Source organism: Xanthocytophaga flava, assembly GCF_030068545.1.
In the GTDB taxonomy this organism is placed as follows: Bacteria; Bacteroidota; Bacteroidia; order Cytophagales; family 172606-1; genus Xanthocytophaga; species Xanthocytophaga flava.
In genome coordinates, this window is record NZ_JASJOR010000008.1 from 203,967 (window position 1) to 229,116 (window position 25,150).

The following is a 25,150-nucleotide window of genomic DNA, read 5'->3' on the forward strand; positions in this document are numbered from 1 at the left end:
TGTCTGAATAGTAAGTGAGGATGTATTGGCCAGATTGTCTTGGGTAAGAAACAACCAGCTATGTTTTTTAGTGAAAAGTATCAGTGAAACCAACCATTTGTTTAATGATGAAAAAATCTACCAGATTACTTTTACGAGTTTGTTTTTTTCTTGGAACAATCCAGGGGATTCATGGATGGTATAATACCCTCTATGCACAAACAAATTCAGACAATTCATCCAAATCTGCTCAGATTCCACTTAAATCTGCACTGGACAAGGTTAGTGCTATCTATGGAACTCAGTTTGTTTATGAAAGATCATTGCTGGAAGGAAAGACAACAGGTGTGGATGTGGAAGCAATGAAGAAAAGTGGAGTAGAAGAGGTATTAAAGAGCTTATTGTATCCTAATAACTTGTTATTTCTCTATGTAGACAAAAATCATTATACCATTATTAGCAGGGATAACAAAGATTCGTCGCCTATTTCACCTTCTACCGGGCAGAATACTTTTTTCAGTAGTGTCAGTGAAATGCGGACTGTAAATGGCCGGGTAGTAGATGATTTGCAGAGACCTGTTGTAGGTGCTACGATCTATGTGGCAAATACCAAGGCAGTAGCCGGAACAAATAGTAATGGTGAATTCTCCATGCAGGTACCCTTGAATGGCGGTACATTGCTTTTCTCTCACATTGGTTTCAACGCCAAAGAGGTTCCTCTTTCTTCTGCAACTCATTATGAAGTAGTATTAGAAATGAAAATAGAAGAACTGATGGAAGTAGAGGTTGTCTCCACTGGATACCAGAATCTTCCAAAAGAAAGGGCTACAGGTTCATTTAGTACTATTACAGCGAAAGAACTGGAGAAGATTCCGGTTCCGAATATTGCTCAGCGGCTGGAAGGAAATGTACCAGGATTGTTATTAAATATTGGTGAGTCTGATAACTCGTTTTTGTACACAACTACTTCTAACAAGCTGTATACAGGAGTAGAGAATGCCAATACTTCATTGAGTATGGCTTTGCGAGGGCGTAACACCATTAACAGCAATCAGGCTCCTTTACTGGTTATCGACGGATTTCCAAGCCAACTGGATATCAGAAACCTGAACCCCAATGATATTGAACAGATTACAGTGCTGAAAGATGCGGCAGCAGCTTCAATATGGGGTGTAAGGGCAGCCAATGGGGTAATAGTAGTTACCACCAAGAAAGGGGCCTCTCTGTCTGCACCAAGAATCAGTTTTTCAGCTATGTCAAGTATATCTGGAAAACCTCGTTTAAGTTCATTGCCTCTCATGAATTCGTCACAAATGATAGATGCAGAACAAGAACTTATTCAGAAAAGATTAATGAACGATCCGTATAATATGGCTTATGCTTTGCCTATTACTTCAGCTGCGGAGTGGATTTTTAGAGCCAGACGCGGTGCTATCACAACAGATCAGAGAGATTCAGCATTGAATGTATTGAGAAATACCAATGGATACGATCAGGTCCAGCAATATTTGTTGCAAAAGGCAGTGTCTCAGCAATACAATTTGTCAGTGAGTGGTGGGCATGACGGATATACATTCTACATAGGAGGTTCTTTTTCCAATGAGAGAAGTTATGTCGTAGGTACTAGTGGTGATCGGTATACGTTGACTGTAAATCAGGACTTTAAGTTGTTTAAAAAAGCTACCCTGACAACATCTCTAAGAACTACTTTGTTTGATCAGAAGAATAATGGTTTGGGTCTAGCTCCATTTGCGGGTTATAGTGCCACCACATTTATGCCATATAACCAGTTGAAGGATGCGAATGGACAAAGTATTAATTATGACAGAGGTTATTATTCACAAGTAACTGATTCCTATGAAAAGCAAGGCTATTTGAATTGGAAATACAATTATCTGGATGAATTAAGATTATCGGATAATACTACAAAAGACAATAACTATAGCGCCAATATTGGTTTGAATATACCAGTGTATAAAGGTATTACTATTTCAGGGCAGTATTATATCGAAAAGGCGTATGTGAAGAACCGTATATTCCAGTCTATAGAAACTTATTATACACGTGACTTGATAAATACCTATACAAGTGTTAGTTCTACAGGTGCTCTTACTTACGGAATCCCCAAAGGAGGAGTGCTAACCTATAACAATTACGGTTCTGATAACTATAGTTTTCGTGGGCAGATCAATTATACTAGTACATTTAATTCACAACACCTGATAAGTGCACTTGCAGGTGCTGAAGTCAGACAGACATGGATTACGGGTGATGGAAATAAATTATATGGTTACAATGATGATAATTTGTTGTCTGTGCCGGTGCCAAGTCAGACTGCTACTTCATTCCAGGGATATTCTGTTTCAATTCCATCGGCTCAGTCTGTATTGGATCGCCGTAATCGTTTCCTGTCTTACTTTGCCAATGCTTCCTATACACTAAAGAACAAATATATCCTTTCAGGTAGTGTGCGTTATGATGACTACAACAATTTTGGTCTGGATCGTAAATACCGTGCTATTCCGTTATGGTCTACAGGGCTGGCCTGGAATTTGTCTGAAGAAAATTTTATGCACAAATTTTCTTCCTGGCTGGATAATCTGAAACTAAGAGCTACGTATGGTTTTAATGGAAATATTAGTTTAAGCAGTTCTCCATTCACTCGCATAACCTTAATGGGCACCGACAATGTGACTCAGTTACCCTATGCAAGTATTATTAACCCAGCTAATCCTGCTCTACGATGGGAAAAGACAGGAGTACTGAATTTTGGCTTGGACTATAGCCTGTTTCAGGGGCGTTTGGGTGGTAGTTTCGAAGTGTTTTACAAGCGTAGTACCGACTTGCTGGCTGATTTTCCTGTTAATCCAACCTATCTGGGCTCTAATATTTCCACTGTGACACGTAACGCAGGTTCCATGAATGGACATGGTGTTGAAATAGCTTTGAATGGTGTCATTGTTCGAAGCAATGATTTTCAGTGGAATGCTTCTTTTATAATGAGTTACAATACACACAAAGTGACAGATTCCAGATATGCAGTTGCTACATCCCGTTTGCAAACAGCTGGTAACCTTGGTGCCTTGATAAATTATCCGGTTGACAATTTGTTCGTGTTTAGATGGGCAGGATTGGACGATGCTGGTAAATCTACTATTTACAATGAAAAAGGGGAAGTAATCAAATCGGCTGTGTATAGTGCCAGTGCCATTAAGAGTTTAAACGATCTGAAATACGCAGGTCGCATTACTCCTCAATATTTTGGATCCTTTAACCATACATTCAAATACAAACGCCTCACTCTCTTTGTTCAGACAGTGTACAAGATGGGGTATGTTTTCATGAAGCCCTACTCTCCAATGTCAACGAGCCGATATGGTGGTGTTGGATACAGCTTATACAATACCATTGACAAACGTTGGCGCCAGGCTGGAGATGAAGCTACTACCAATGTTCCTGGCCTGATACAAGGAACCTACGGGAATATTTATTACCAATATTCAGATATCAATGTCGAGAAGGGAGATCATATTCGTTTGCGTGAAGTTTCACTGGGATATACTATTCCAGAAAGATGGTTTGGCAGAGTGCCTGTAAAAGGTGTTACCATAACAGGGGTTGTACGTAACCTGGGTATTTTATGGAGAGCGAATAAAGATGGGATAGATCCGGATTTTATTCCAAATATAGGAACCTCTAACCTTCAGTTACCTCCATCTATTTCCTATGGACTTAACCTGAATGCTAATTTCTAACGAAATGCAGTGATTCTCACTTAAGATTCTTTCCAATTGTAAATCAGTGAATTACTATGAAAAAATATATAGTGCTTTTTATACTTGTGTGTTTGACCCTATTGCTCGAAGGGTGCAAGGATTATGTGGACATCCGTACAAAGGGCACCTTGGTTCCCAAAGAAACACAAAACTATCGGTATCTGATGAATAACCGCTCAGGGTTAATAAGCTCTGTAACTCTACCAGATGTGTGTTCGGATGATGTGGATATTGTGGATAGTGCACAACAAGCTGCCCTGTTTGTACCCCTTTCTTCTTCCTCTTTAAACACCGTATCCCGGATTAATTTTGCGAATGGCTACTTATGGAGTGCTTCTTTCTATACAACATTGGAAACGGATATGGATTGGGAACCAGTATATGGGGTTATTTACAATGCAAATGTTGTCATTTCAGAAGTATTAAGCAGTATCAATGGCACAACTGCCGAAAAAAACCAGATCTGGGCAGAAGCGCTTGTACATCGTGGAGAAGCATACCTGAATCTGGTATCTACCTATGCGAAAGCCTATGATGCGACTACTTCAGCCTCAGATCCGGGAGTTCCTTTATTGTTGGAACCCTCTCTGGATGCAAAACTGAACAGAGCTACTGTGCAAACTGTATATGACCAGGTAATTGATGATTTGAAAAAAGCGCTTCCATATTTACCCCGAATTAATACTGTAAATTCATTGCCATCTAAAGCTGCTGCTTATGCACTTCTAGCACGGACGTATCACCGGATGGAGAAATATAGTGAAGGTGCACAGTATGCAGATAGTGCGCTGTCGATTCAGAATACATTACTGGATCTCCAACAATACCTGAATGCTACCTATCCAATGGCAACCAGTGATCCGGAGATTATTCTCTCTAAAACAGCTTCAACCAATTTCAGATACAGTCCTACTGTTTTGCGGTTAAGCAATGAATTGCTGAGTCTTTTGGGAACTCAAGACTTGAGATATGTGCTATTTACTGCTCCTACATCTTCGCTGGCTTCTGGATATACTGGAAGGGCTTATTACAAAGATTACCTTACATTCGAAAACCGGAATACGGGTCCTTCTGTAGGTGAAATGATGCTCATTAAAGCAGAGGCGCTGGCTCGTAATCAGGATGCTTCCGGTGCTATGAACCTTATTAATCAGTTACGACTAAAACGATTCAAATCAGAGGAGTATTCAGACCTGACAGCTACTGATGCGATGGATGCGTTAGTAAAAGTACTGGAAGAACGTCGAAGAGAGTTATTCTGCCATGGTGGTTTCCGGTGGTTTGATCTGAAACGGTTAAACAAGGATTCTCGCTTTGCCAAAACACTGAAACGAAACTACCAAGGGACGGAATATACCCTAGAACCCAATAGTAACCGGTATGTATTTCCAATAGGAGACAAGTACATACAGTTTAATCCGGAAATAGAACAAAATCCAAGATAAAATCCAATCAACAAACCAATTTCAGATATGAAAAAGAACAACTGGCTATGGATACTCATGGCTTTGCTGATGAGTATTTATACAATACAGGCGCAGGATACACGTCATCTGATCGTAGACCCTGAAAGACCCAAGCCAGGAGATACATTTACACTCTGTTATGATCCTAAAGGTACTCCACTGGAGGGAATGACTAAGATTAGTTGTGTTCTCTATTTGTACAATCAGTATCAGTGGGATGTAAAAGATATTCCACTAACAGAAGAAGGTAGTGTCTGGAAGGCAAAAGTCACTGTACCTTCTACTGTAGGATTTGTTGCTTTCAAATTCAGATCCGGAATTGTGGAAGATAAAAATATGGGAGGAGACAAACTGGCAAATGGATATACCTATATGATGGTTGATAAAAGTGGAAGAGTAGCCCGTGGCGCGTATGCTGGTTATGGTCTTTTCCGTTCTCCTAATTATGGTCACAATGTACCCCAATACTTTGTTGAGGAAACAATCATCAGTGATACTGCTACCTTTCACTGGCTCAGTCAGGAAATTCTAACCTACCCGGATGCTGAAAACAAGATGAATCTACTTGGTTTGTATGCCAGGGCTATCAAAGCTTTCAAGGGAGAGGCTGCCAAGGCAGATATTCAGAGAGGTGTTACTTTTGTGAAATCACAGCCAAATGCAACAGAAAAGCAGCTGATAGAGGTTTGGGACATACTTAAATATAATTTGCAAAAAAACGCTTCTGCTGATTCGTTAGAAGCTATCATTCTTAAAAAATATCCTAAAGGGATTCTAGCCCGTCAGAAAGCATATGATGCAATCCGTAATGTAAGAGATTTTAAAGCAAGAATAGCGGCTCTGGAGAAATTTCTGAAAGATTATCCGGCACCTGTTGCTAAAAGTGGACAAGCTACTTCACGCGATTTTGATTATGGCAGGGTCTATCAGGATATAATGTTACAGGCAATTATTACCAAAAACTATCCGGCACTCAAACCGTATATCGCTATTGCGCCAATGAGTGCTCTGAGTTTTACTTATTATAAAGGGATAGAATTGGCTATTATGCATAAGCAAATGTCAGATACTGACTTATTGCCGTATTCCACTCTATTGATTGAGAGAATGGACGCCTTGGGAAATCAGTCAACTGTAAATGAGTGGTATTATTCTCCTCTGGAATGGAGAGCTAAAGTGGATACAATGATCAGTCAGTGGCTGCCTATCCATGTAGGATTGCTGCACAGAACGGGTAATTTGAAAGAGGCTCTTGCTTATGCCGAACGGGCAGAAGCTATTCATCAGTATAAGAAGGCTACATTGAATGATGAGTACATTACCTTACTGGAAAAAAATGGAAGAGGCAATCAGATCCCAACCGTATTGACTGCCAGTGTACATGCGAATGCAGCTACACCTGAAATGCTGGATCGATTGAAACAAGAATATATCAAACAGAATAAGTCAGACCAGGGATTTGATAAATACCTTAGTTCTCTGAAAGACCAGAAGTCACTTTCTGCTATGAATGAAACCCTTTCTGCAGAAATGATAAAAAAGCCACTTCCTGAATTCAAGATGATAGACATGAATGGTAATCTGGTAGAACTATCTAAACTCAAAGGTAAGGTGGTGGTACTTGATTTCTGGGCTACCTGGTGTGGACCCTGTGTCGCTTCTTTCCCTGGAATGCAGTTGGCAGTCAATAAATATAAAAATGATCCAAATGTTGTGTTCTATTTTGTAGATACTCAGGAGTTTAAAGTTAATTATCAGGAAAGTGTTAAGAAGTATATTGCAGATAATAAATATCCGTTTAATGTTTTGTTTGACAATAAAGCTGCTGGAAGTAAAACTAATGAAGAGGTATATGCACAATATTCCAAAGGATTGGGTATATCAGGTATTCCTTTAAAGCTGATTATTGATCAGGATGGTAATTTGCGTTTTGTAGCTACAGGGTACAAAGGCAGCGCCAGTGCTTTACTGGATGAAATGTCAGCAATGATTGAAATGACCCGGAATGCCAAATAAATTCTTTTCTGATAAATGACAAGGTGCGTTTTTTCTGACAACAGGATTATTTACTCTTAAACATAATCCTGTTGTCTTTTTTCTTGTAGCCTCTAAATACTTGTATTTTTCTTCCTCACTGATAATGAAAAGCGTTTTCTTTCTATTACTTGGTATAATTTCTTCACTATTCAGTTTTACCCCATTGCTGGCTTTCTCTTTTGCTCCTTCAGATTCTGTTATCTGGCAGGGACAGACAGGCATGAAACGATTGATCCTGAGATGGCATACCTCAATACAAAAATCATTTCCAGTTGTAATACTACAGCCTGAGAGCTATTATTCTGTACCTGATACTGGTATTGCGACGCTGAATGGAGATAGTATTTCAGTTTCCTGTAAAAGGTCGGGGATGGGATTTAACGGGTTTTTTTCGAAAAGAGGTACTCAACTACAGGGACAGGCGAGTCTGGGAGACTCTAAGGTTTTGTTCTCCTTACACAGGATTTCTAAAATAATGGATATTTCAACACCTCAGGACCCCAAACCTCCATTTCCCTATCAGATAGAGAATGTTCACTTTTCAAACAAGGATTCTTCCATTCGGTTTGGTGCTACTGTTACTGTACCTAATAAGAATAAAGAGAATCCAGTGGTAATCCTGGTAAGTGGTACAGGCCCACAGGACAGAGATGGGACAATGGCAAAACATAAAATGTTCTGGATACTGGCAGATCATTTGTCCCGAAAAGGAATTGCTGTACTACGAATGGACGACAGAGGAGTAGGAGAGACCACTGGTGACTATATGGCGGCAACGACCGCTGATTTTGCTGCAGATGTTAAAACGGCTATTGAGTATTTAAAATCACGGAAAGACATTAATCCCAAACAAATTGGCTTGATTGGGCATAGTGAAGGAGGAATCGTGATTTCTCTGGTGGCTGCTTCATCCCCTGATGTGGCATTTATGGTATTACTGGCAGGAGTGGGGTTAAGCGGACTGGATGTCACGATTACTCAAAACGACGCGCTACTGAGAAAATCCAGACTTCCGGAAGAACATGTTGAAAAATTCAATGAACTGTTTAAGATTTGGTTTACTACAGTGCGGGACAATGCATCTGCTAAGGATCTGGATACCAAGATAAAAGATGCTTTTTCATCCTGGAAAGCTACACAAAATCAGGAGTTGCTTTCAAAGATGAATTTGCTTGAGTATAGAGGGGATAATTTTACACAACGGTATATACGACAGGCCACTACACCTTGGTATCGATATATGATTCAATATGATCCCGCTCATGTGGTGACTAAGATTAAAGTACCTGTACTGGCATTAAATGGCGATAAAGATCTAATGGTGGTAGGAAAAGAAAACCTGGCAAGTTTTGATAAGTATCTGAAAGAAGGAGGCAACAATGATTTTAAAACGGTTTTATTGCCTGGATTAAATCATTTGTTTCAGCATTGTAAAACATGTACCAATGAAGAGTCATCTGAACTGGAAGAAACCTTCTCCCCAGAAGCTTTGCAGATGATCAGCAGTTGGATTTCTCAGCATCTTACGTCTGGTAAATAATGTGAGTACCCGCTATATGGCAGTCTGGTACTCTCATTTGCCTGTTTCGAGGAGAATATGTTTGATTAGTGGGAGTATTTGCCTTCAATTTGTTCCCATACACATAGTTGTTAGTAAAGAGTGCAACTATGTAGTTTTAATAGCTGGAAAAATCCCTGACTTCTCTGAAGCAGGGATTTTTATTTATTCAAAAGTGTTCTGGCACAGTTATTTAGTATCTGCTGGTATAGTTTAACTATTTAACCATATTTACAATTTAACATAATACAACTATGGGACTTCTGACTTGGATTATTTTCGGACTTATAGCTGGTGCCTTGGCAAAATTGATCATGCCAGGTGACCAATCAAATAGCTGGCTTACTACTATCTTATTAGGTATTGTAGGTGCCGTTCTTGGTGGATTTATTGCGTCTGCCATTGGTTGGGGAAGCGTGGATGGCTTCAATTTTAGAAGTCTGCTGATAGCCATTGGAGGATCATTGGTGTTACTTTGGATTTATGCTATGGTTGCTAAGCCACGTAGCCGAACCAGAGTATAAAATATACTCTATACTAAATGAGCCACTGGGTATCTAAGGATAGTTGGTGGCTTATTTGTTTCTTATCTATGTAAAGGCAATCTGAATAGGAAGTACAGGAAAGATTAGATTGATATATAAACCTAAGATTCTAAATGACCAGATCTTACAATGAACAAAGTAAATATAGTCAATAAGGAAGATACAAACAGTTTGAATGCAATCCCAAACCTATATATAGGCACGTCAGGCTGGAGCTATCGCTGGAAAGAACTATTTTACCCACTTGACTTGGCATCTTCTAACTATTTACCCTACTACGCCACACGATTTAATTCAACCGAAATCAATAGTAGCTTTTATCACTTCACTATGATAAAAACTATTGAGAAATGGCTACAGAGTACACCTACTTCATTTCGGTTTGCGGCAAAATTGCATCAGGAAATTACCCATAAACGCAAGTTTGTTGATTGTGCCCAATCGTTGGAAAAGTTTATGTCACGCTATCAGCTGATGGGTAACCGACTGGGGCCAGTACTGATTCAGCTTGCATCGAGTTTTCACTTTGATAAATCTCTAACTGAAGATTTTTTTTCCCTGCTGCGGGAAAAATATCCTACTCAACCTTTTGCACTGGAAGTTCGTCATAAATCATGGTTTGCGGAGGACTCTCTGGACCTTATGCGGGATAGAGAAATCAGCTTTGTTATTTCGAGTGGTGGTAAGCGGTTTCCGGGTCTTGAAATTGCTACTACAAATACTGTCTATATGCGTTTACATGGAGATGAGGTATTGTATTCTTCTTCGTACTCGGACGAGAAGTTGGAAAAGTATGCACTTATGATCAAGGATTGGTTGTTGGATGGGAAAGAAATCTGGGTGTTTTTTAATAATACCATTCAGGGACATGCTATTAAAGACTCCAGGAGATTATATACCATGATAGAAGAGCTTACTTGATAGTTAGTAGCAAGCTCTCTTCTGGTTATAGCTAATAGGAGATATAGTTACTAGTCCAAAACAGTTACTCCCAGCATTTGAAGCAGATGTACCTTAACATGTTGCCAATCCTGATCAATAATACTATAGGACGCTGAATTCCTTTTGGTTCCATTATCCCGGACCATATCATTTCGAATGATACCTTCAAACTGTCCTCCAATTTTCTCAATAGCTTTTCTTGACCTTACATTCATTTCATCTGTCTTAATATGCACTCTCTGAATTTCCAGATAGTCAAAGCAATACTGTAAGAGGAGAAATTTACATTCTGTATTAATGCCGCTTCCCCAATAGTCTGGATGCATCCAAGTAAAGCCTATTTCCAGCTTTTTGTGTTTAGGTTGAATATCCATGTATCGTGTACTTCCTATTATCTTCTCCTTGTAAAAAATAGTAAAGGGAAATTGACTTCCTTTCTCTCTTTCTTCCAATGCTGCTGGTAAAGTAGCTTTAAACTTTTCAGGGTTAGCGAGGTCAAAAGGATAAAATTGCCAGATTTTTTCCTCTGTTGCCAGCTTTTCCAGAGTATCAAAATGAGCTTTGTCTAAGGAAACAAGTTCTACCATCTGTCCTTTTAGTACCAGAGGTGTTTTTATAAGATTCATATTTTTTTATTGAAGATCAGATTCAGAAGTGGATACTATACCAATGCTGATGAAAAATAGGCATAAACCTACTATTCTGGAGGACCTTTCAAAAACTATCTTACTAAAAAAATAGTATAGTAGTCTAATACACAGGTTGCCTGAATGAAATATAAATCTGGTCAACTGAAACACATAGCCATCATACATAGTATTTATGCAGATGCTATCATAACAAGTTAATCTTTCCCCGTTCTAAAAGCATTCTTTGTTCAGTGGAGAAAAAGATCTATCTGGTTGTTTGAGTTTTTCAAACTTATAGGTTGTTAATAGTCAAATAGTTCGTCCTCTTTTTATAAGAATAGTTTATGTTGAAATTAACAACCTGAAAGTCTGAAAAGCAAAAGAAAAAGGATGAATTATGTGTATTTAGAAATTCCTTACATTTTATTTTGTTCGTACAGAAACCTATATCAGGATGAATACGCTTTTTTTTTAGACAAAAACGTATTCTGACTAGACGAAAAAAGAGTATACGTTTATAAATTTACTCTGGATTGATAGTTTTACTTAAAACTATTACACTCAATAGATACAATGCATTTGTGAAAAGATTACCATCTCTCTTTGCTCTACTTTTGTCTCCTGCCAGATCGGGATAAAAGATCTGTTATAGTGTTGCTTCAGTCAACTAGTGGAAGGGTATGAAAAAAACAGTACTTGTTGTGGAAGATTTCGCAAGCATTCGCGATTTCGTTTGTGAGATATTAGAAAAGAAAGGGTATCATGCTATCAAAACAACAAATGGCAATGAAGCTCTGGAAGTACTTTCTCGTCAGGCAGAGGAGATAAGTCTTGTCCTGTCAGACTATAATATGCCTGAATGTACTGGGATGGAACTCTTAAAAAAGATCAAAGCCAATCCTGCAACTTTACCTATTCCCGTTGTCTTTCTAACCACAGAATCAGATCCGGTCAAAATGCGCACGGCAAAGGATGCCGGCCTGGCGGCTTGGGTAAGAAAACCTTATAAAGCAGATACCTTCTTTGCCTTGCTTGAAAATCTTTCCAGATAATGGATAAGAATCAGCAGCGGTTTGTGGCGGATGCACTCGATCTGCTTAACGAACTAGATGAAGGACTAATGCAACTGGAGGCGACTCCGTTTGCGACAGCACCTCTCGAACAGGTTTTTCGTACAATGCATACACTCAAGGGTGGGGCCAATATGTTTGGTTTTGACAATATTGGTCAGCTGGCCCATCAGTTGGAGACTGTGTATGATTTTTTTCGGCAAGGTAAGCTACAGGTTACAGATCGCTTAATTAGCATTACACTCAATTCGTTTGACAAAGTCAGATCTTTGTTACAGGAAAAGGATTGGGCAAAAATCACTCATGTTGATGCCTTAAAGGAGCAGTACCAGGCCGCGGTTGGTTTTCTGCAGCATTTTCAGACCGACTCTCAGACTTCTTTTTCTGCTGTACTATCCAATGAAGGAATGGCAACCTATCTGATTCAGGTAAAGCCTACCATTGCCATTACAGAAGATGGTACACATCCGTTGGTATTTATAGTTCAGGATATTGCAGATCTGGGGCCAACATCAATTCATCTGGCAAAAAAAGAAAATGGAGAAGTAGACTACTGGAATATTTGTATCAGTACAACGGTTTCGCAGCCTGAACTGGAAAGCTATTTTATTTTTGTAGAAGATGAATCTCAGGTTGTATTTACACATATTGCGATTGGAAACCTATTGGAGGATGAGAAATTCCGTACTTGTGTAGAAAAATACTATCAACATGAACTTAGTCTGGAAGAATTGGCGTCTGTAGTAGGTCAGTTTTCGGCTCAGAATCCTGCTGTTTCATTAGATGAAACCGAAACTGAAATTGCTGGTTCTTCTCAAAAAGGAGATTCAGATACAATCATCAAAGTAAGCAAACGCAAAATTGATGATTTGCTTAATCTGGTAAGTGAACTAATCATCTTACAGGCACAGCTTTCTACTATCAATTCACAGCTGAATGCCCATAGTTTAAATCATGTAACTGAACAACTTGAACTTGTCACCAATCGACTGCGAGATACATCTCTGGAGATTGGTCTTGTTCCTATTGAAACATTGGTTACCCGCTTTAAACGTTTAGTACGGGATGTTTCCAAAACCTTGGGAAAGAAAATAAATTTTCTCTCCGAAGGTACAGAAACAGAAATGGACAAAGATGTGATTGAGGTAATGGCAGAGCCTATTATGCATATCATCCGAAATTGTATTGATCATGGAATTGAATCTGTAGAACAACGGAAAGCTGTAGGTAAGTCAGAGTATGGCTCAGTAAAGCTAAAAGCATTTAATACTGGTGGATTTATACACATCCATATCAGTGATGACGGAAAAGGGATCAATCCCGAACGTATATTACAGAAAGCCATTGAAAATGGTCTGGTTCAAGCCCATGAATCATTATCGGAAGAGGAAACCCTCAAATTTATTTTTCATCCCGGTCTTTCTACTGCTACCCATGTTTCGGATATTTCAGGATGAGGTGTAGGAATGGATGTGGTCAGGCAAAAGATTACTGAATTGCGGGGTAGTATTGTGATTAAAAATACTATTGGACAGGGTGTTAGCTTTCAGATTAAACTACCTCTATCTCGCTCTATAATCGAAGGATTGTTAGTCAAAGTTGCACAGACTCATTATATAATTCCACTGAACCTGGTTGAACAGATCAACCGACTTCCCTATGAATCATTGAATCGGGACAATCATCTCAATAAAACCATTCTGGTAAATGAAGAGTTGTTACCCGTTTTTTCCCTTTCCCGGCAGTTTCACCAGGACAGGATTCCACCCAAAACCGCAGATGTCATTACCATACTGGCCAATGGCAGGAAAAAAGGACTGGTCGTAGACCGTACTGAAGGCAAGATCCAGGCCGTATTAAAGCCTCTGGGTGAGGCATACCGACAGCAGGATTTTATTGCAGGTAGCTCCATTCTGGGAGATGGCAGTCTGGCCTTTGTACTCGATCCGGACCGTCTTTTCCAGTTAGAATCTATCTAAGTTCTTACTACATATACTAAGTACATATACACATGGAGGCAAAAGCGTATCTGACGTTTGTGCTTGGCAATGAGAAATTTGCCATAAGCGTAGACCGTGTACAGGAAGTGGTTGAGTTTGAAAAGGTTACCAAAGTGCCAAATGCTCCTGACTATATGCTGGGCATTATTAATCTTCGGGGCCGACTGCTACCACTGCTTGACACCAAACTCAAGCTGGGATTACCGAAAACAGAAATTACCCGTAAAAGCCGGATCATGGTCTTGTTGATCCCCGGTATTGATGAGAAACAAATGGAAATCGGCGCGCTGGTAGATCTGGCCAGAGAAGTAGTTGAAATACGTGAAGATGAGACACAGCCAGCTCCCGAGTTTGAAAATTATTCGACCAATGCCCCTATCAGCAGAATACTTAATAAACAAGGAGAGGTGACTATGCTCATGGATATTGAAAAGGTTTTCTCTTCACAAGATCTTACTCTTTAGTCAGACTATTACCTCTGACACAATACGTACAGTCAGTAAAGTTAGAAATCAACCAAAATAGAAATCAACCGAATAGTAAACATCAGTGCTGTATGTCAGCATTGTTAAACAGACGCTACTATGATACAAAATCTACCCATTAGAACCAAGCTTATTATGGCTTTCTCTCTGCTAATACTGCTTATGGGAGTCATACTGAGTATTTCCTTCTTCCGCCTTCGTGAAATGAATCAGCGCATGGAATCCATTGCTGATGTGACTACGCGTAAATTGCAACTGATTGGCCTTTTGCAAAACGATGTTACCGAAATTTCACGTGATCAAAGAAAAATCATCTGGGAATCCGAAGACCAGAAGATGAACGATATTGCCAGGGAAATCACTAAGAATTTCGAGACGATGAAAACAAATACTGCAGAACTTGAGAAGATTAGTGAAGGCCAAGCAGATGAATACATTAAACAACTGGTTGCTAAGATGGATGAGTATGCAAAGATATCAGATGATATTATAGCTCTTGCCACCAAAAACACAGAAAATAAAGCTAGTAATCTGTCTTCTAATGAAGGTTATTCTGAGTATTCAAAATCCTTAGCTATTCTGGAAGAACTTATTTCTATTCTGAATACAGGCGGGACTAAAGAACAGATCAATCAGGCTGGTCAGGTTCGTGATATGTTAACCCAGTTGGTAAGTCAAGAGAAGTCAATCATTCTGGCAGAAACCAAGGCGGAACGGGAAGTTCAGGCCAAAGAAACGGCGTTGATTGAACAAAAACATGATTTGGCAACTGCCAGGCTGTCTACCTCTCTTACAGGTGAAGCTAAAATATTGCTGGACCGATATATGCTACAATTCTCCAGTTTTTATGATACTCACTCTGAAGCCATTAGTTTGGGAAGAGAAAGCTCCAATGATGTAGCTGCTGAACTAGCCAACGGACTGGCCGAACAAAAAGATGATGAAATTGATCAGGTATTGGATCAGATTGTTGCTATTGTCAATACACAACTGGAAGATGACCGTCAAGATACGGATGAAATGTATATTAGCACATTGCTGACAATGGGTGTGTCCATTTTGGTTGCCGTGGGTATTGCTATCTTCAGTGCAGTATGGTTAATCAAAGACATCACAGCTTCCCTGAAGGTAGCTATCAATGCTATTAAGACACTGGCTGCTGGTGATTTTTCGGCAGATGTAAAAACAGATAAAAAAGATGAGATTGGGGTTATGCTGGTAGAACTTCAGCACATGATCGAAAAACTCCGCAATAGTGTAGAAGTAGCAAAACGTGTTTCCAAAGGAGATCTGACTATTGATTTCAAAGCACAGAAAAATCATGGAGGAGATCTCGATGACGCACTGGAACAGATGGTCAACAATCTGCGTGAAATAGCGACTACTATTTATAACGGTGCAGAAAATGTGGCATCTGCCAGTCAGCAGGTTGCCGCTACCTCACAACAGATGTCACAGGGTGCTCAGGAACAAGCCAGTGCTACAGAAGAAGTATCTTCTTCTATGGAACAGATGGTAGCCAATATTCAGCAGAATACAGATAACTCACGTGAAACTGAACGCATCTCAAATAAAGCAGCAAACGATATCCAGGTTAGCATGCAGGCTATCTCTGAGTCGGTAGAAGCTATTACCCTGATTGCTGAAAAAATCTCTATCATTGAAGAAATTGCCTCCAAAACGGATCTTCTTGCCTTGAATGCCGCAGTAGAGGCAGCACGTGCTGGTGAACATGGAAAAGGATTTGCAGTAGTAGCAGCAGAAGTGCGTAAACTGGCAGAAAGAAGCCAGAAAGCAGCTACAGAGATCAATGAAATCTCTGGCAGAACCATGAAAGTAGCTAGAGAATCCAAAGAACTGTTTGTCAACATGTTGCCTGATGTGAAAAAGACAGCCGAGCTGGTACAGGAAATTGCAGCTGCCAGCATTGAGCAAAACACAGGTGCAGATCAAATCAACAGTGCTGTACAACAGCTTTCACAGGTTACACAAGGTAATGCCTCTGCGGCAGAAGAGATGTCTTCTAATGCTGAAGAACTCAACAGCCAGGCTGAAGAACTCAAAACGGCAGTTAGCTACTTTAAGTTGGGGAATACTGCAACCTTTAGAATACAGAACAAGCGAACGAAACATACAAAGAGTTCACATTCTGAAGGTCTTTCTACCTACCATGTAGGAGAATCCAAAGGTTTTGACCTCAAATTCGATGAAGTATCTGACCAGGGCTTTGCAGAGTTCTAATCTACTTGTTGTTTATTAGGATTATCCTGACAACTGTATCTATGTAGTTGTCAGGGTAGCTATTTATTTGGATACCTATCGGATATGCAATTACCAGATGCATATCTCTAGTCTCATTTTATAATGCATTTATAAAACAGATCATTTGTGTATTTACTACCCTTATGAGACACCCCCGTCTTTTTAAAAATATTGCATGTAGTGGCATAGTGCTTTTGCTATGTACACAGGTCATAGCTCAGCAAACACCTCCCACTCGTATTTCCTGGGATAGATTCCTGAATACAGTCATGCAACATCCTGATATAGTAAAAGAAAAAGAGAAGGTTAATCTGACCCGACTGGATATTGATGTAGCTAAAATTAAACCCGATCCGGAACTGGAATTTGGGAATGCTTGTGGTGATATCAGTGGCATCAACATGGCTCAACAATGGTATGTAGGGGTTAATTATACAATAGAGACAGGAAACAAACGCAAATACCGGATACAATATGCCCGAAGTTCAGTTCAACTGGAAGAGGCTGAATTTGAGTTGTTTGTTCTTGATTTTGCCCGGTCTGCCTTAAAACAGTACTATCAGTGCTGGGTGTTGGAGCAAAAAATTAATCAGTTGAAACGTTATCATCGTCTTTTGCCTCCCATAAAGCCGGGCTCAGTATCTGATAGCTTGTCACATTTGCGTCAACTGATTATGCTTGAACACGATAAACTGGCATTGGCGGATGCACAACATCAGTATGAAGAAGCCATCCAGGCATTACAGGGATTTGTAGATTACCTGTATCCCGATAGCATGATTCTTCCTGATACAGCTATCAATCCCGAATACATATTTTCCATGAATGATGTACATCAGCAGTATAGCATAAAAAATCATGCTGAGCTAAAGGTAAAATCAATGATGGAACAAATGGCAAATGATCAATTACTCATGACACAGCATAATAGGATTCCGGATATTTCCTTTTCACTGGGAAACAACTTTATAGCCAGAGCAATCAACCCGGAAGCGCCATCTCCTGCTTACAATGCCATTACAGCTATGCTTTCTGTTCCACTTAAGTTCTCAAATATGAATAAATCAGAACTTAAAATCATTCAGTATAACAAGGAGGCAGCCATGGAAGAGTTACGCAATGAATGGGATGAAAAAGAAGACGAACTTTCTGACCTGCAATATCAGCTCCGCCGCCTTGATACCCGAATTAAGCATGTAAAGGTGCTGATAGAACATCAGTCCTCCCTTGTTGAAAAAATTGGCAAAATCAATCCTCTTCTGCTCGATGAAGAATACCAGCGACTAAAGCATTACCACCAATTGTATTGGGAAAGTACTGAAAAACTAATTGGAGTACATCTGGATTTGTCTTTTATGACAGGACGTTACGAAAAGCTGATTGGATCTACGGTAGCTGGCATGCCTACTGATTAATACTCTTTGTTTTAAAGTTATTAGTAAAACCTTCTTACGTGTTGTGTATGAATGTACTGGAAGAAAATCCCTATATACTGCAAATGGATATTGCTAGTTTCCAGCGAATTTCTGCTTATATAAGTAAAGAATATGGAATCAAGCTTCCTGAGAGCAAAAAACCTATGCTTCAAGGAAGGCTTAATAAAAAGATCCGTAGTCTGGGAATGACTTCTTATAAAGAATTTATTGACTATATTTTCAGTGAAGAAGGTAGAAAACGCGAATTGTATAATGTAGTTGATCTGATTACCACCAATAAAACTGACTTTTATCGCGAATCTGCCCATTTTCATTTTCTTACAAATGAGTTTTTGCCTCGCTACCAGAGCAAACGAGGCAGGAGCCCATTGAAGATCTGGTCATCCGCTTGTTCGACTGGGGAAGAACCCTATACGATCATTATGGAGATGGAAGAGTATAAAAAGCGGCATCCTGATTTTTCGTATAGCTTGCTGGCCAGTGATATTTCCATTCGGGCATTACAGGCAGCCTATCAGGGAATATACGAGCAATCCAAAATTAGTTCTATTCCTTTAGACATACGGCGAACCTATTTTCTGCAAAGTAAAACCGATCCGCATGTATTTAGAATCAAACCCTTTTACCGGAAAAAGATTATATACAAAAGGATCAATCTTATGGAGGATTCCTTTGGTCTACTCAAAGCGGATTATGATATTATATTCTGCCGGAATGTACTTATCTATTTTAATAAACTAACTCAGGAGGAAGTTATTGGAAAACTTTGTCAGCACCTGCGACCGGGCGGATTGCTGTTTCTGGGACACAGCGAATCGATTCTGGGAATGCAACTACCATTGAAACAAATCAAGCCTACACTTTTCCAGAAAATATAGGGATTCTCGTAATGCCTACACAACCAGGTAGCTAAATGCATACTATTTATTCCAATGCGAAAACTAAAAGTGCTCATTATTGATGACTCTGCACTGGTTCGCCAGACGTTGACTGAAATTATTAATGCTGATCCGATGCTGGAGGTTATGGCAACGGCAGCAGACCCATATCTGGCTGCTCAAAAAATCAAGCAGTCCATTCCTGACGTAATTACATTGGATATTGAAATGCCTCGTATGGACGGACTTACCTTCCTGAAAGCACTCATGGCTCAGTATCCGCTACCTGTAGTCATCATTTCGAGTCTGACACAAAATGGAAGCTCACTGGCTTTGCGGGCATTGGATTTGGGTGCCGTAGAGATCATTGCCAAATCCGAAATCCGCAATACCAGAGAATACCTGGAAGAATCCACCATCCGTATTACGGATACCATTAAGGCCGCTTCTATGGTTCATGTACGAAAACGAAGTATTACCTCTGTTGCTTCTACCAGTCAGATGGGTTCTGATCAAACTATTGCTAACCACCCTGGTTCAAAAATCTCTGGTCATAAAAATATAGATTCTGTCAATTCAAAGATATACAGTACTACAGATAAAGTCATTGCCATAGGTGCTTCTACAGGAGGAACAGAAGCAATCCGCTTTCTACTGAAAAACATTCCTGCCAACTGTCCTGGTATTTTGATTGTACAGCATATGCCTGCTGGCTTTACACGTTCCTTTGCCGAACAAGTAAACACACTTTGTGATATCAATGTAAAAGAGGCTCGTGATGGGGAACGGGTTATGAGAGGCCATGCCTATATTTCTCCAGGTGACAAACATATGCAACTGGTGCGAAACGGTGCTCAGTACACTATACGGTTACGGGAAGGAGAGCTGGTGAACCGTCACAAACCGTCTGTTGATGTGCTGTTTAATTCGGTGGCAGTAAGCGCCGGACAGAATGCGTTGGGAATTATTATGACAGGTATGGGTAAAGATGGAGCGAGTGGACTATTAAAAATGAAAGAGGCAGGTGCAAGAACCATTGCTCAGGACGAAAGTTCGTGTGTTGTTTTCGGAATGCCCAAAGAAGCTATAAAGCTAGGAGCAGCTGATCAGATTATTAGTTTAACAGATCTTCCTAAAAAGATTCTGGCTCACTTTGGAACACCGTTTGTTTTATTGCGTTAGTTATAGGATAGAAATGCATTTGCTCTACAAAGCAAAAGTGTCCAAATCTATTCTGTTCTGGCTTTGGTATATTAAATCTGGATCTTTGTCTAGTTTTTAGACGAGGCTGAGTATTTTGACCTACTTTTATACCACAAAACGTATTACTTATCTTAACAACTATAGGTTAATAGATAATACAGAGCAATATCTGGAATGGCCTCTACTATTATTCGTAAAACCTACCACTACACTAACTAAAAACATCATTCAGGTTGGTCTGAACGTTTTTAGCACTACAATCATTACTGTTTCTTTTATAGGACAGGGATAATACCTATACATCTGAAATGTAATACATTCTGCTTTTGAACTATTGCAAACAGCTTTTGGGTCATTTATGATGCTATTCTACAAGTCTCCTAGATTCACAAAAGAGCTTTATACAAGCGTTTACAAATTCGAAAACAACTACTATAACTATATATACCTATTTATGAGCCATAACTTAAATTTTTGGAAGTCTTTTTCTGTAATAGGAAGAACGGGAATCTTATCTGTTTTGAGTAGTATTGGTTTCAGCAGTAGCATGATTGTATGTCATCATGCCATGGGTCAGACTATAGCACAGCATATATCTCAAGATTCGGGACCTCAGATTATAGATAGAGATCCCAACACAGCACAGGCAGACTCGGTAATTACTCCTATTCAAAGAGCCAGTCCTATTGCTATTGCCACCTATAAAAAATCTACAATCTATATTAAAGTAACTTATGGACAACCTTTGAAGCGAGGGAGGGAGATTTTTGGAAAGCTCGAACCTTACGGTCAAATATGGCGTACAGGATCAAATGAAGCCACAGAAGTAACCACTACACAGGACTTACAGATTGGGAATAAAGTGTTAAAAGCGGGTACTTATACATTGTTTACTGTACCTGATAAAGACAAGTGGAAGATCATTTTTAACAGTGACTTGGGGCAATGGGGTGCATACACATATGATCCGTCAAAAGATGTACTAACCACTGAAGTAACATCAACTAATGCCGAACAGCTTTATGAAGCATTCTTCATCACATTTAATCAAATTCCAACTGGCGTCGAAATGATTCTGACCTGGGATAAAACCAAAGTAGTTATACCTATGACTTTTGTAAATTAAGGGACCATTTTCAAATCAGCCTATTCAAATCTTAAACATCTTAAAAGGATCTCAACATTGTAGGTGAATGAGAAAGGAGGGATGCCCTTCAAAAAATCAGGTATGATGAAAAGCAAATAGCCAGGTTAATTGCCTGGCTATGGAGACTATATTAATTCTTACTAAGGTCTTACTGCACTACTACTCGTTTTATTGAAGTACCCTTATTGGTGTGTATATGAACCAGATATATTCCTTTTGGTTTGCTTTGCATATTTATCTCAAGTGTTTGAGGCTGTGTTTGGTAGAGTGTAACAATCTGTTTCTCCCCCAATAGGTTATATACAACTATCTCTTGTATGGTAATAGATACATCAGATGCCTGAATCCATGCACGATTCTGAGTTGGATTTGGATAGAGTGCTAGTTTACCCCTCAATGCATTTGGTTCGGTAGCCATTACCTTGTCATCGATAATACTCTCGTCCAGCTGATTGGCAGGGTTGATTACTTTTGGTACATCATACAGAACATTGGTGGTAGTATTCGTACGAACTGGATCATTGTAGTCAAAGATAATATCAGCAAAGTTTTCGATCAGTGATTTTTCTGGCAGACTAGCTTTGGGCTTGATAGAGAATTGAATGAATCCGTTGCTTCCTGCCTGATCACGAGTGCTATCGGGAAGGTTGATATTATTGAATGTCCAGATAAGAATCGGTTTACCTTTGCCACTCACCTTCAATGAATAAGTATGTGTAACAGCTCCCATCTGCAATGTTGCGATATCCAGGTTTTCAGACAATGTATCAATTACTGTAACTGTATAGGCATGATCGGTACCAGTATTCTGGAAACGGATGGTATATTTTAATTCAGTACTTGTTGGGATATAATGGTCAGTAGGTGTGCCAGCAGGACTTACCAGTTTATCATTCGGATCAAAAGAGTCAATGATTTCCAGACATTGGATAGCTACTTCCGGTTCGGCATCATCCTGTGGGAGGAGATCCACGTATCCTTTGCTAACCACATCACTGGTAGACGCTACACATCCTTCAATAGTGAGGTTAGTTTGTGATTTACGTGGGTGATCAGGGCGTTGATCTGCTTCCAGACGAACGGTTTTGCCATTGACAGGTATTTTTAGCATCAAGCTGTCTCCTTTTTCCAACTTGTAGTTTCTACGAAACGCCAGTTGAGCATTGAGTAAAATACGAAACTCGGCACTATCTGCCATTGCCTGCCCTATATTTTTAATGACCATTTGTACTCTTCCATTTTCAATACACTTACCTGTGAGTACAATGTCTGAGTTGTCCCATTGTGAATTATCTGGTAAAGTATAGTCATTAGCAGGTGTAATCCATACCTTGGTACATTGGGTCAGTCCGCGTACACTGTTTATACAAGCTACAGAATCAGTGATGGTAATCACACCTGAATGCAGAGCGTTTAGAGTATCAATAGTGAATACATAATTAGAATCCTTGTCAATGGTATAAGGTTTATCTGCAGACTTGAAGATTACATAGTGAGGCATTTTTACATATACCTTTACATTCTTTGCATCTCCATATCCTGTATTGGCGTAATTGACAATCGTAGTGTTAGTCATACATCGGCGACGGCGGTTTGAGCTAACATTGCTGGTTAGATGTGGCAGTAATGTGATTTTGTTGGCAAAGTTAATGTTCGAAATGGTACTACCTGTGGTTTTAAGCGTAATCGGATCGGATACATTATCAGAAGGACAGGTTACTTGTAAGATACTATTTTTTTCAACCCCAAGTACCTGACTAACGGTATAAGTACCTGTATCTACAGCAATCTCATAGTTCCCTTCTGCATCTGTAACTCCATAATACTCTCCCGGTTGTGCTACCATGACTATCTGATCCAGCGGCTTGTCAGAGCTATCAAAGGCACAATTCTGATTTTCATCTGAATAGACACGGCCGGTAATAAGGGTTTGAATCTCATGTTTGCTGTATACCCATACACCTGAGCTATTATCCGCTAGGTAAAGATCACCTGATCTGTCAAACTCCATAAATGCTAAGCTTGCGATTGAGAGATATCTTGTTGATAAAATCTTACCAGTAGTATCAAATGTCTGTATTCTATCACCAAAATCATGAACCCAGATATTTCCTTTTGAGTCTATGGCAAGTTTATCCGGGGCTTGGAACACATTATCACCATTTGGCTTAAACTGAATTTTTTTGAGGAGTTTCCCGTTTTGGTCAAATTTTTGAACACGATGAAAGTAAGTGTCTGTTATCCATAGATTACCCTGTGTATCCATTGCTATATCTCCCGAAAATCCTAGTTGACCATCTTCTGGCCCATAGGAACCAAATTTGAATAAAAAATTGCCGTTTTTATCAAATTTTTGAACTCTCTGGTTTCCAGGATCTAACACCCATACATTTCCCTGTACATCAACAGTGATATCAAGTGGTTGATAAAACTGGCCATCTGCTGAGCCCAGCGAGCCAAATGTAAGTAAGACATTTCCACTTTTATTAAACTTTTGGACCCTTTGATTTGTTTGGTCAGCCACCCATATATTGCCTTCTTCGTCTGTCGTAAGGCCGGCAGCTCTGAATAGTTGGCCATTGCCAGTGCCTTTAGAACCGATTTTTGTCAAAAACCTGCCATTTTTATCAAATTTCTGAATCTGACTGTTTTCAGAATCCATTACCCAGATATTTCCTTGTTTGTCTATATGTAAGCCACTAGGATTAGAAAATTTTCCATCTGCATTGCCTGGTCCACCATATTCTCCTAAGTATTTGCCATTCGAATCAAATTTACGAATACCAAAGCCTGAATAATCTATAAACCAGACATTATCTGAACGATCAATTGTTAAGCCCCAGGCATTATTAATTGTTCTGCCATTTGCTATAGTAGGCCCAACTTTGAGTAGGAAGTTGCCACTTGAATCAAACTTCTGAATCCGGCTATTGGATTGTTCAGCTACCCAAACATTACCTTTATCATCTGCTTCAATATCTCTTGGTCGGTTAAATTGCCCATTGGCGGAGCCTTCAGTCCCAACTTTAAGCAAGAACTTTCCATCTTTGTCAAATTTCTGTATGCAGTTGTTACCTGCATCTACTATCCAGATGTTACCCTGTGTATCAATGGTTATACCTTCCGGGGTATTGAATTGTCCATCCCCTGAACCTGCTGTCCCAAATTCCAGAAGAAGCTTTCCTGTTGCGTCAAATTTCAGAATGTGTGTAGTAGATAGATCAACCAACCATATATTGTTCTGCTGATCTATTTCCATACCTTTAAAATAAGGATTGGCATTTGATCCTTTTAATTGAAGGGATTGAAGAAGTTTACCGTTGGTATCATACTTTTGAATGATAGTACTACCTTCATTACAAACCCAAATATTTTCCTCTTTATCCAAAGCAAGATAACCTATCCCTCCACTCATAGGGATAAAAAACACAATTTGATTATTGGAATCTATTTTTGCGAAGTAATCATTATTACTAATTACATACATAAATCCTTCCTTATCTACTACTACATCACTGCAATATGATAAGATTATCTGCCCTATATGTTTTTTAAATGAATAATCCTGAGCAAGAGCTGTTGGAGAGATAGCCAAAAAAGAGAGGTAAAATAAAATGGTGTTACGTAAAATTTTGATCATAGTATAGTTATAGGTGATAGGCTGTAAAGATACATAAAGCCTGTTTGTTAATTATCTATATGTCTGTTATTTTATTACATAAAAGACTTTTTTATTC

General features: G+C 39.4%; 17 protein-coding genes. 15 read left to right on the forward strand and 2 right to left on the reverse strand.

The genetic code is table 11. From position 1 onward, the window contains the following. The first annotated feature begins 104 nt into the window (after positions 1-104). The 6 genes from QNI15_RS14170 (at position 105) to QNI15_RS14195 (ending at position 10,282) form a co-directional block, all read left to right on the forward strand. Positions 105-3,734, forward strand: coding sequence for a SusC/RagA family TonB-linked outer membrane protein (locus tag QNI15_RS14170; RefSeq protein ID WP_314032233.1), 3,630 nt, complete (start codon positions 105-107; stop codon positions 3,732-3,734). A gap of 56 nt (positions 3,735-3,790) precedes the next feature. Then, positions 3,791-5,200 (forward strand): RagB/SusD family nutrient uptake outer membrane protein, encoded by a 1,410-nt coding sequence (locus tag QNI15_RS14175; protein WP_313992776.1) that lies wholly within the window; start codon positions 3,791-3,793, stop codon positions 5,198-5,200. A 27-nt stretch (positions 5,201-5,227) separates the two neighbouring features. Continuing rightward, complete coding sequence (locus QNI15_RS14180; protein ID WP_313992778.1) at positions 5,228-7,237, forward strand: TlpA family protein disulfide reductase; 2,010 nt, start codon at positions 5,228-5,230, stop codon at positions 7,235-7,237. 124 nt (positions 7,238-7,361) lie between these two features. Then, on the forward strand, positions 7,362-8,798 hold the full coding sequence (locus QNI15_RS14185) for an alpha/beta hydrolase family protein (RefSeq protein WP_314032235.1): 1,437 nt from the start codon (positions 7,362-7,364) through the stop codon (positions 8,796-8,798). Between the two features lie 272 nt (positions 8,799-9,070). Beyond that, the gene (locus QNI15_RS14190) at positions 9,071-9,340 is read left to right on the forward strand and encodes a GlsB/YeaQ/YmgE family stress response membrane protein (RefSeq protein WP_313980367.1); all 270 of its coding nucleotides are present in this window, start codon (positions 9,071-9,073) and stop codon (positions 9,338-9,340) included. 150 nt (positions 9,341-9,490) lie between these two features. Continuing rightward, the gene (locus tag QNI15_RS14195; protein WP_314032237.1) at positions 9,491-10,282 is read left to right on the forward strand and encodes a DUF72 domain-containing protein; all 792 of its coding nucleotides are present in this window, start codon (positions 9,491-9,493) and stop codon (positions 10,280-10,282) included. A 50-nt stretch (positions 10,283-10,332) separates the two neighbouring features. Here the strand turns inward: QNI15_RS14195 and QNI15_RS14200 are convergent, their stop codons facing one another. After that, entirely contained in the window at positions 10,333-10,929 is a 597-nt protein-coding gene (locus QNI15_RS14200; RefSeq protein ID WP_314032238.1) for a GNAT family N-acetyltransferase, read from the reverse strand. 683 nt (positions 10,930-11,612) lie between these two features. Here QNI15_RS14200 and QNI15_RS14205 point away from each other — a divergent pair. The 9 genes from QNI15_RS14205 to QNI15_RS14245 all read left to right on the forward strand — a co-directional run bounded on the left by QNI15_RS14205 (position 11,613) and on the right by QNI15_RS14245 (position 21,392). Continuing rightward, positions 11,613-11,984 carry a response regulator gene (locus QNI15_RS14205; RefSeq protein ID WP_314032240.1) on the forward strand — a complete coding sequence of 124 codons (372 nt, stop codon included), beginning with the start codon at positions 11,613-11,615 and terminating at the stop codon, positions 11,982-11,984. Then, the gene (locus tag QNI15_RS14210; protein ID WP_314032241.1) at positions 11,984-13,459 is read left to right on the forward strand and encodes a chemotaxis protein CheA; all 1,476 of its coding nucleotides are present in this window, start codon (positions 11,984-11,986) and stop codon (positions 13,457-13,459) included. Before QNI15_RS14205 ends, QNI15_RS14210 begins: the two co-directional genes overlap by 1 nt. 9 nt (positions 13,460-13,468) lie before the next feature. After that, positions 13,469-13,981, forward strand: coding sequence for a chemotaxis protein CheW (locus QNI15_RS14215; RefSeq protein ID WP_314032243.1), 513 nt, complete (start codon positions 13,469-13,471; stop codon positions 13,979-13,981). Between the two features lie 32 nt (positions 13,982-14,013). Beyond that, positions 14,014-14,466: a chemotaxis protein CheW gene (locus QNI15_RS14220; RefSeq protein ID WP_314032244.1), complete on the forward strand. Its 453-nt coding sequence runs from the start codon at positions 14,014-14,016 to the stop codon at positions 14,464-14,466. 120 nt (positions 14,467-14,586) lie between these two features. Beyond that, positions 14,587-16,728, forward strand: coding sequence for a HAMP domain-containing methyl-accepting chemotaxis protein (locus tag QNI15_RS14225; protein ID WP_314032246.1), 2,142 nt, complete (start codon positions 14,587-14,589; stop codon positions 16,726-16,728). 164 nt (positions 16,729-16,892) lie between these two features. Continuing rightward, on the forward strand, positions 16,893-18,164 hold the full coding sequence (locus QNI15_RS14230) for a TolC family protein (protein WP_313992790.1): 1,272 nt from the start codon (positions 16,893-16,895) through the stop codon (positions 18,162-18,164). A 47-nt stretch (positions 18,165-18,211) separates the two neighbouring features. Beyond that, entirely contained in the window at positions 18,212-19,063 is an 852-nt protein-coding gene (locus QNI15_RS14235) for a CheR family methyltransferase (protein ID WP_313992792.1), read from the forward strand. Between the two features lie 54 nt (positions 19,064-19,117). Continuing rightward, entirely contained in the window at positions 19,118-20,245 is a 1,128-nt protein-coding gene (locus tag QNI15_RS14240; protein ID WP_314032248.1) for a protein-glutamate methylesterase/protein-glutamine glutaminase, read from the forward strand. Positions 20,246-20,720: 475 nt separating this feature from the next. Next, the gene (locus QNI15_RS14245; RefSeq protein ID WP_313992796.1) at positions 20,721-21,392 is read left to right on the forward strand and encodes a DUF2911 domain-containing protein; all 672 of its coding nucleotides are present in this window, start codon (positions 20,721-20,723) and stop codon (positions 21,390-21,392) included. A 169-nt stretch (positions 21,393-21,561) separates the two neighbouring features. Here the strand turns inward: QNI15_RS14245 and QNI15_RS14250 are convergent, their stop codons facing one another. Beyond that, positions 21,562-25,053, reverse strand: coding sequence for a DUF7619 domain-containing protein (locus QNI15_RS14250; RefSeq protein ID WP_313992798.1), 3,492 nt, complete (start codon positions 25,051-25,053; stop codon positions 21,562-21,564). Between the last annotated feature and the right edge of the window lie 97 nt (positions 25,054-25,150).

Excerpts from the sequence above, each read along its gene's own strand:
- QNI15_RS14225 (WP_314032246.1), top strand. The coding sequence starts at position 14,587 with ATGATACAAAATCTACCCATTAGAACCAAGCTTATTATGGCTTTCTCT.
- QNI15_RS14175 (WP_313992776.1), top strand. The coding sequence starts at position 3,791 with ATGAAAAAATATATAGTGCTTTTTATACTTGTGTGTTTGACCCTATTG.
- QNI15_RS14215 (WP_314032243.1), top strand. The coding sequence starts at position 13,469 with ATGGATGTGGTCAGGCAAAAGATTACTGAATTGCGGGGTAGTATTGTG.
- QNI15_RS14190 (WP_313980367.1), top strand. The coding sequence starts at position 9,071 with ATGGGACTTCTGACTTGGATTATTTTCGGACTTATAGCTGGTGCCTTG.
- QNI15_RS14220 (WP_314032244.1), top strand. The coding sequence starts at position 14,014 with ATGGAGGCAAAAGCGTATCTGACGTTTGTGCTTGGCAATGAGAAATTT.
- QNI15_RS14230 (WP_313992790.1), top strand. The coding sequence starts at position 16,893 with ATGAGACACCCCCGTCTTTTTAAAAATATTGCATGTAGTGGCATAGTG.
- QNI15_RS14245 (WP_313992796.1), top strand. The coding sequence starts at position 20,721 with ATGAGCCATAACTTAAATTTTTGGAAGTCTTTTTCTGTAATAGGAAGA.
- QNI15_RS14205 (WP_314032240.1), top strand. The coding sequence starts at position 11,613 with ATGAAAAAAACAGTACTTGTTGTGGAAGATTTCGCAAGCATTCGCGAT.
- QNI15_RS14250 (WP_313992798.1), bottom strand. The coding sequence starts at position 25,053 with ATGATCAAAATTTTACGTAACACCATTTTATTTTACCTCTCTTTTTTG.
- QNI15_RS14185 (WP_314032235.1), top strand. The coding sequence starts at position 7,362 with ATGAAAAGCGTTTTCTTTCTATTACTTGGTATAATTTCTTCACTATTC.
- QNI15_RS14180 (WP_313992778.1), top strand. The coding sequence starts at position 5,228 with ATGAAAAAGAACAACTGGCTATGGATACTCATGGCTTTGCTGATGAGT.
- QNI15_RS14195 (WP_314032237.1), top strand. The coding sequence starts at position 9,491 with ATGAACAAAGTAAATATAGTCAATAAGGAAGATACAAACAGTTTGAAT.
- QNI15_RS14200 (WP_314032238.1), bottom strand. The coding sequence starts at position 10,929 with ATGAATCTTATAAAAACACCTCTGGTACTAAAAGGACAGATGGTAGAA.
- QNI15_RS14210 (WP_314032241.1), top strand. The coding sequence starts at position 11,984 with ATGGATAAGAATCAGCAGCGGTTTGTGGCGGATGCACTCGATCTGCTT.
- QNI15_RS14170 (WP_314032233.1), top strand. The coding sequence starts at position 105 with ATGATGAAAAAATCTACCAGATTACTTTTACGAGTTTGTTTTTTTCTT.
- QNI15_RS14240 (WP_314032248.1), top strand. The coding sequence starts at position 19,118 with ATGCGAAAACTAAAAGTGCTCATTATTGATGACTCTGCACTGGTTCGC.
- QNI15_RS14235 (WP_313992792.1), top strand. The coding sequence starts at position 18,212 with ATGAATGTACTGGAAGAAAATCCCTATATACTGCAAATGGATATTGCT.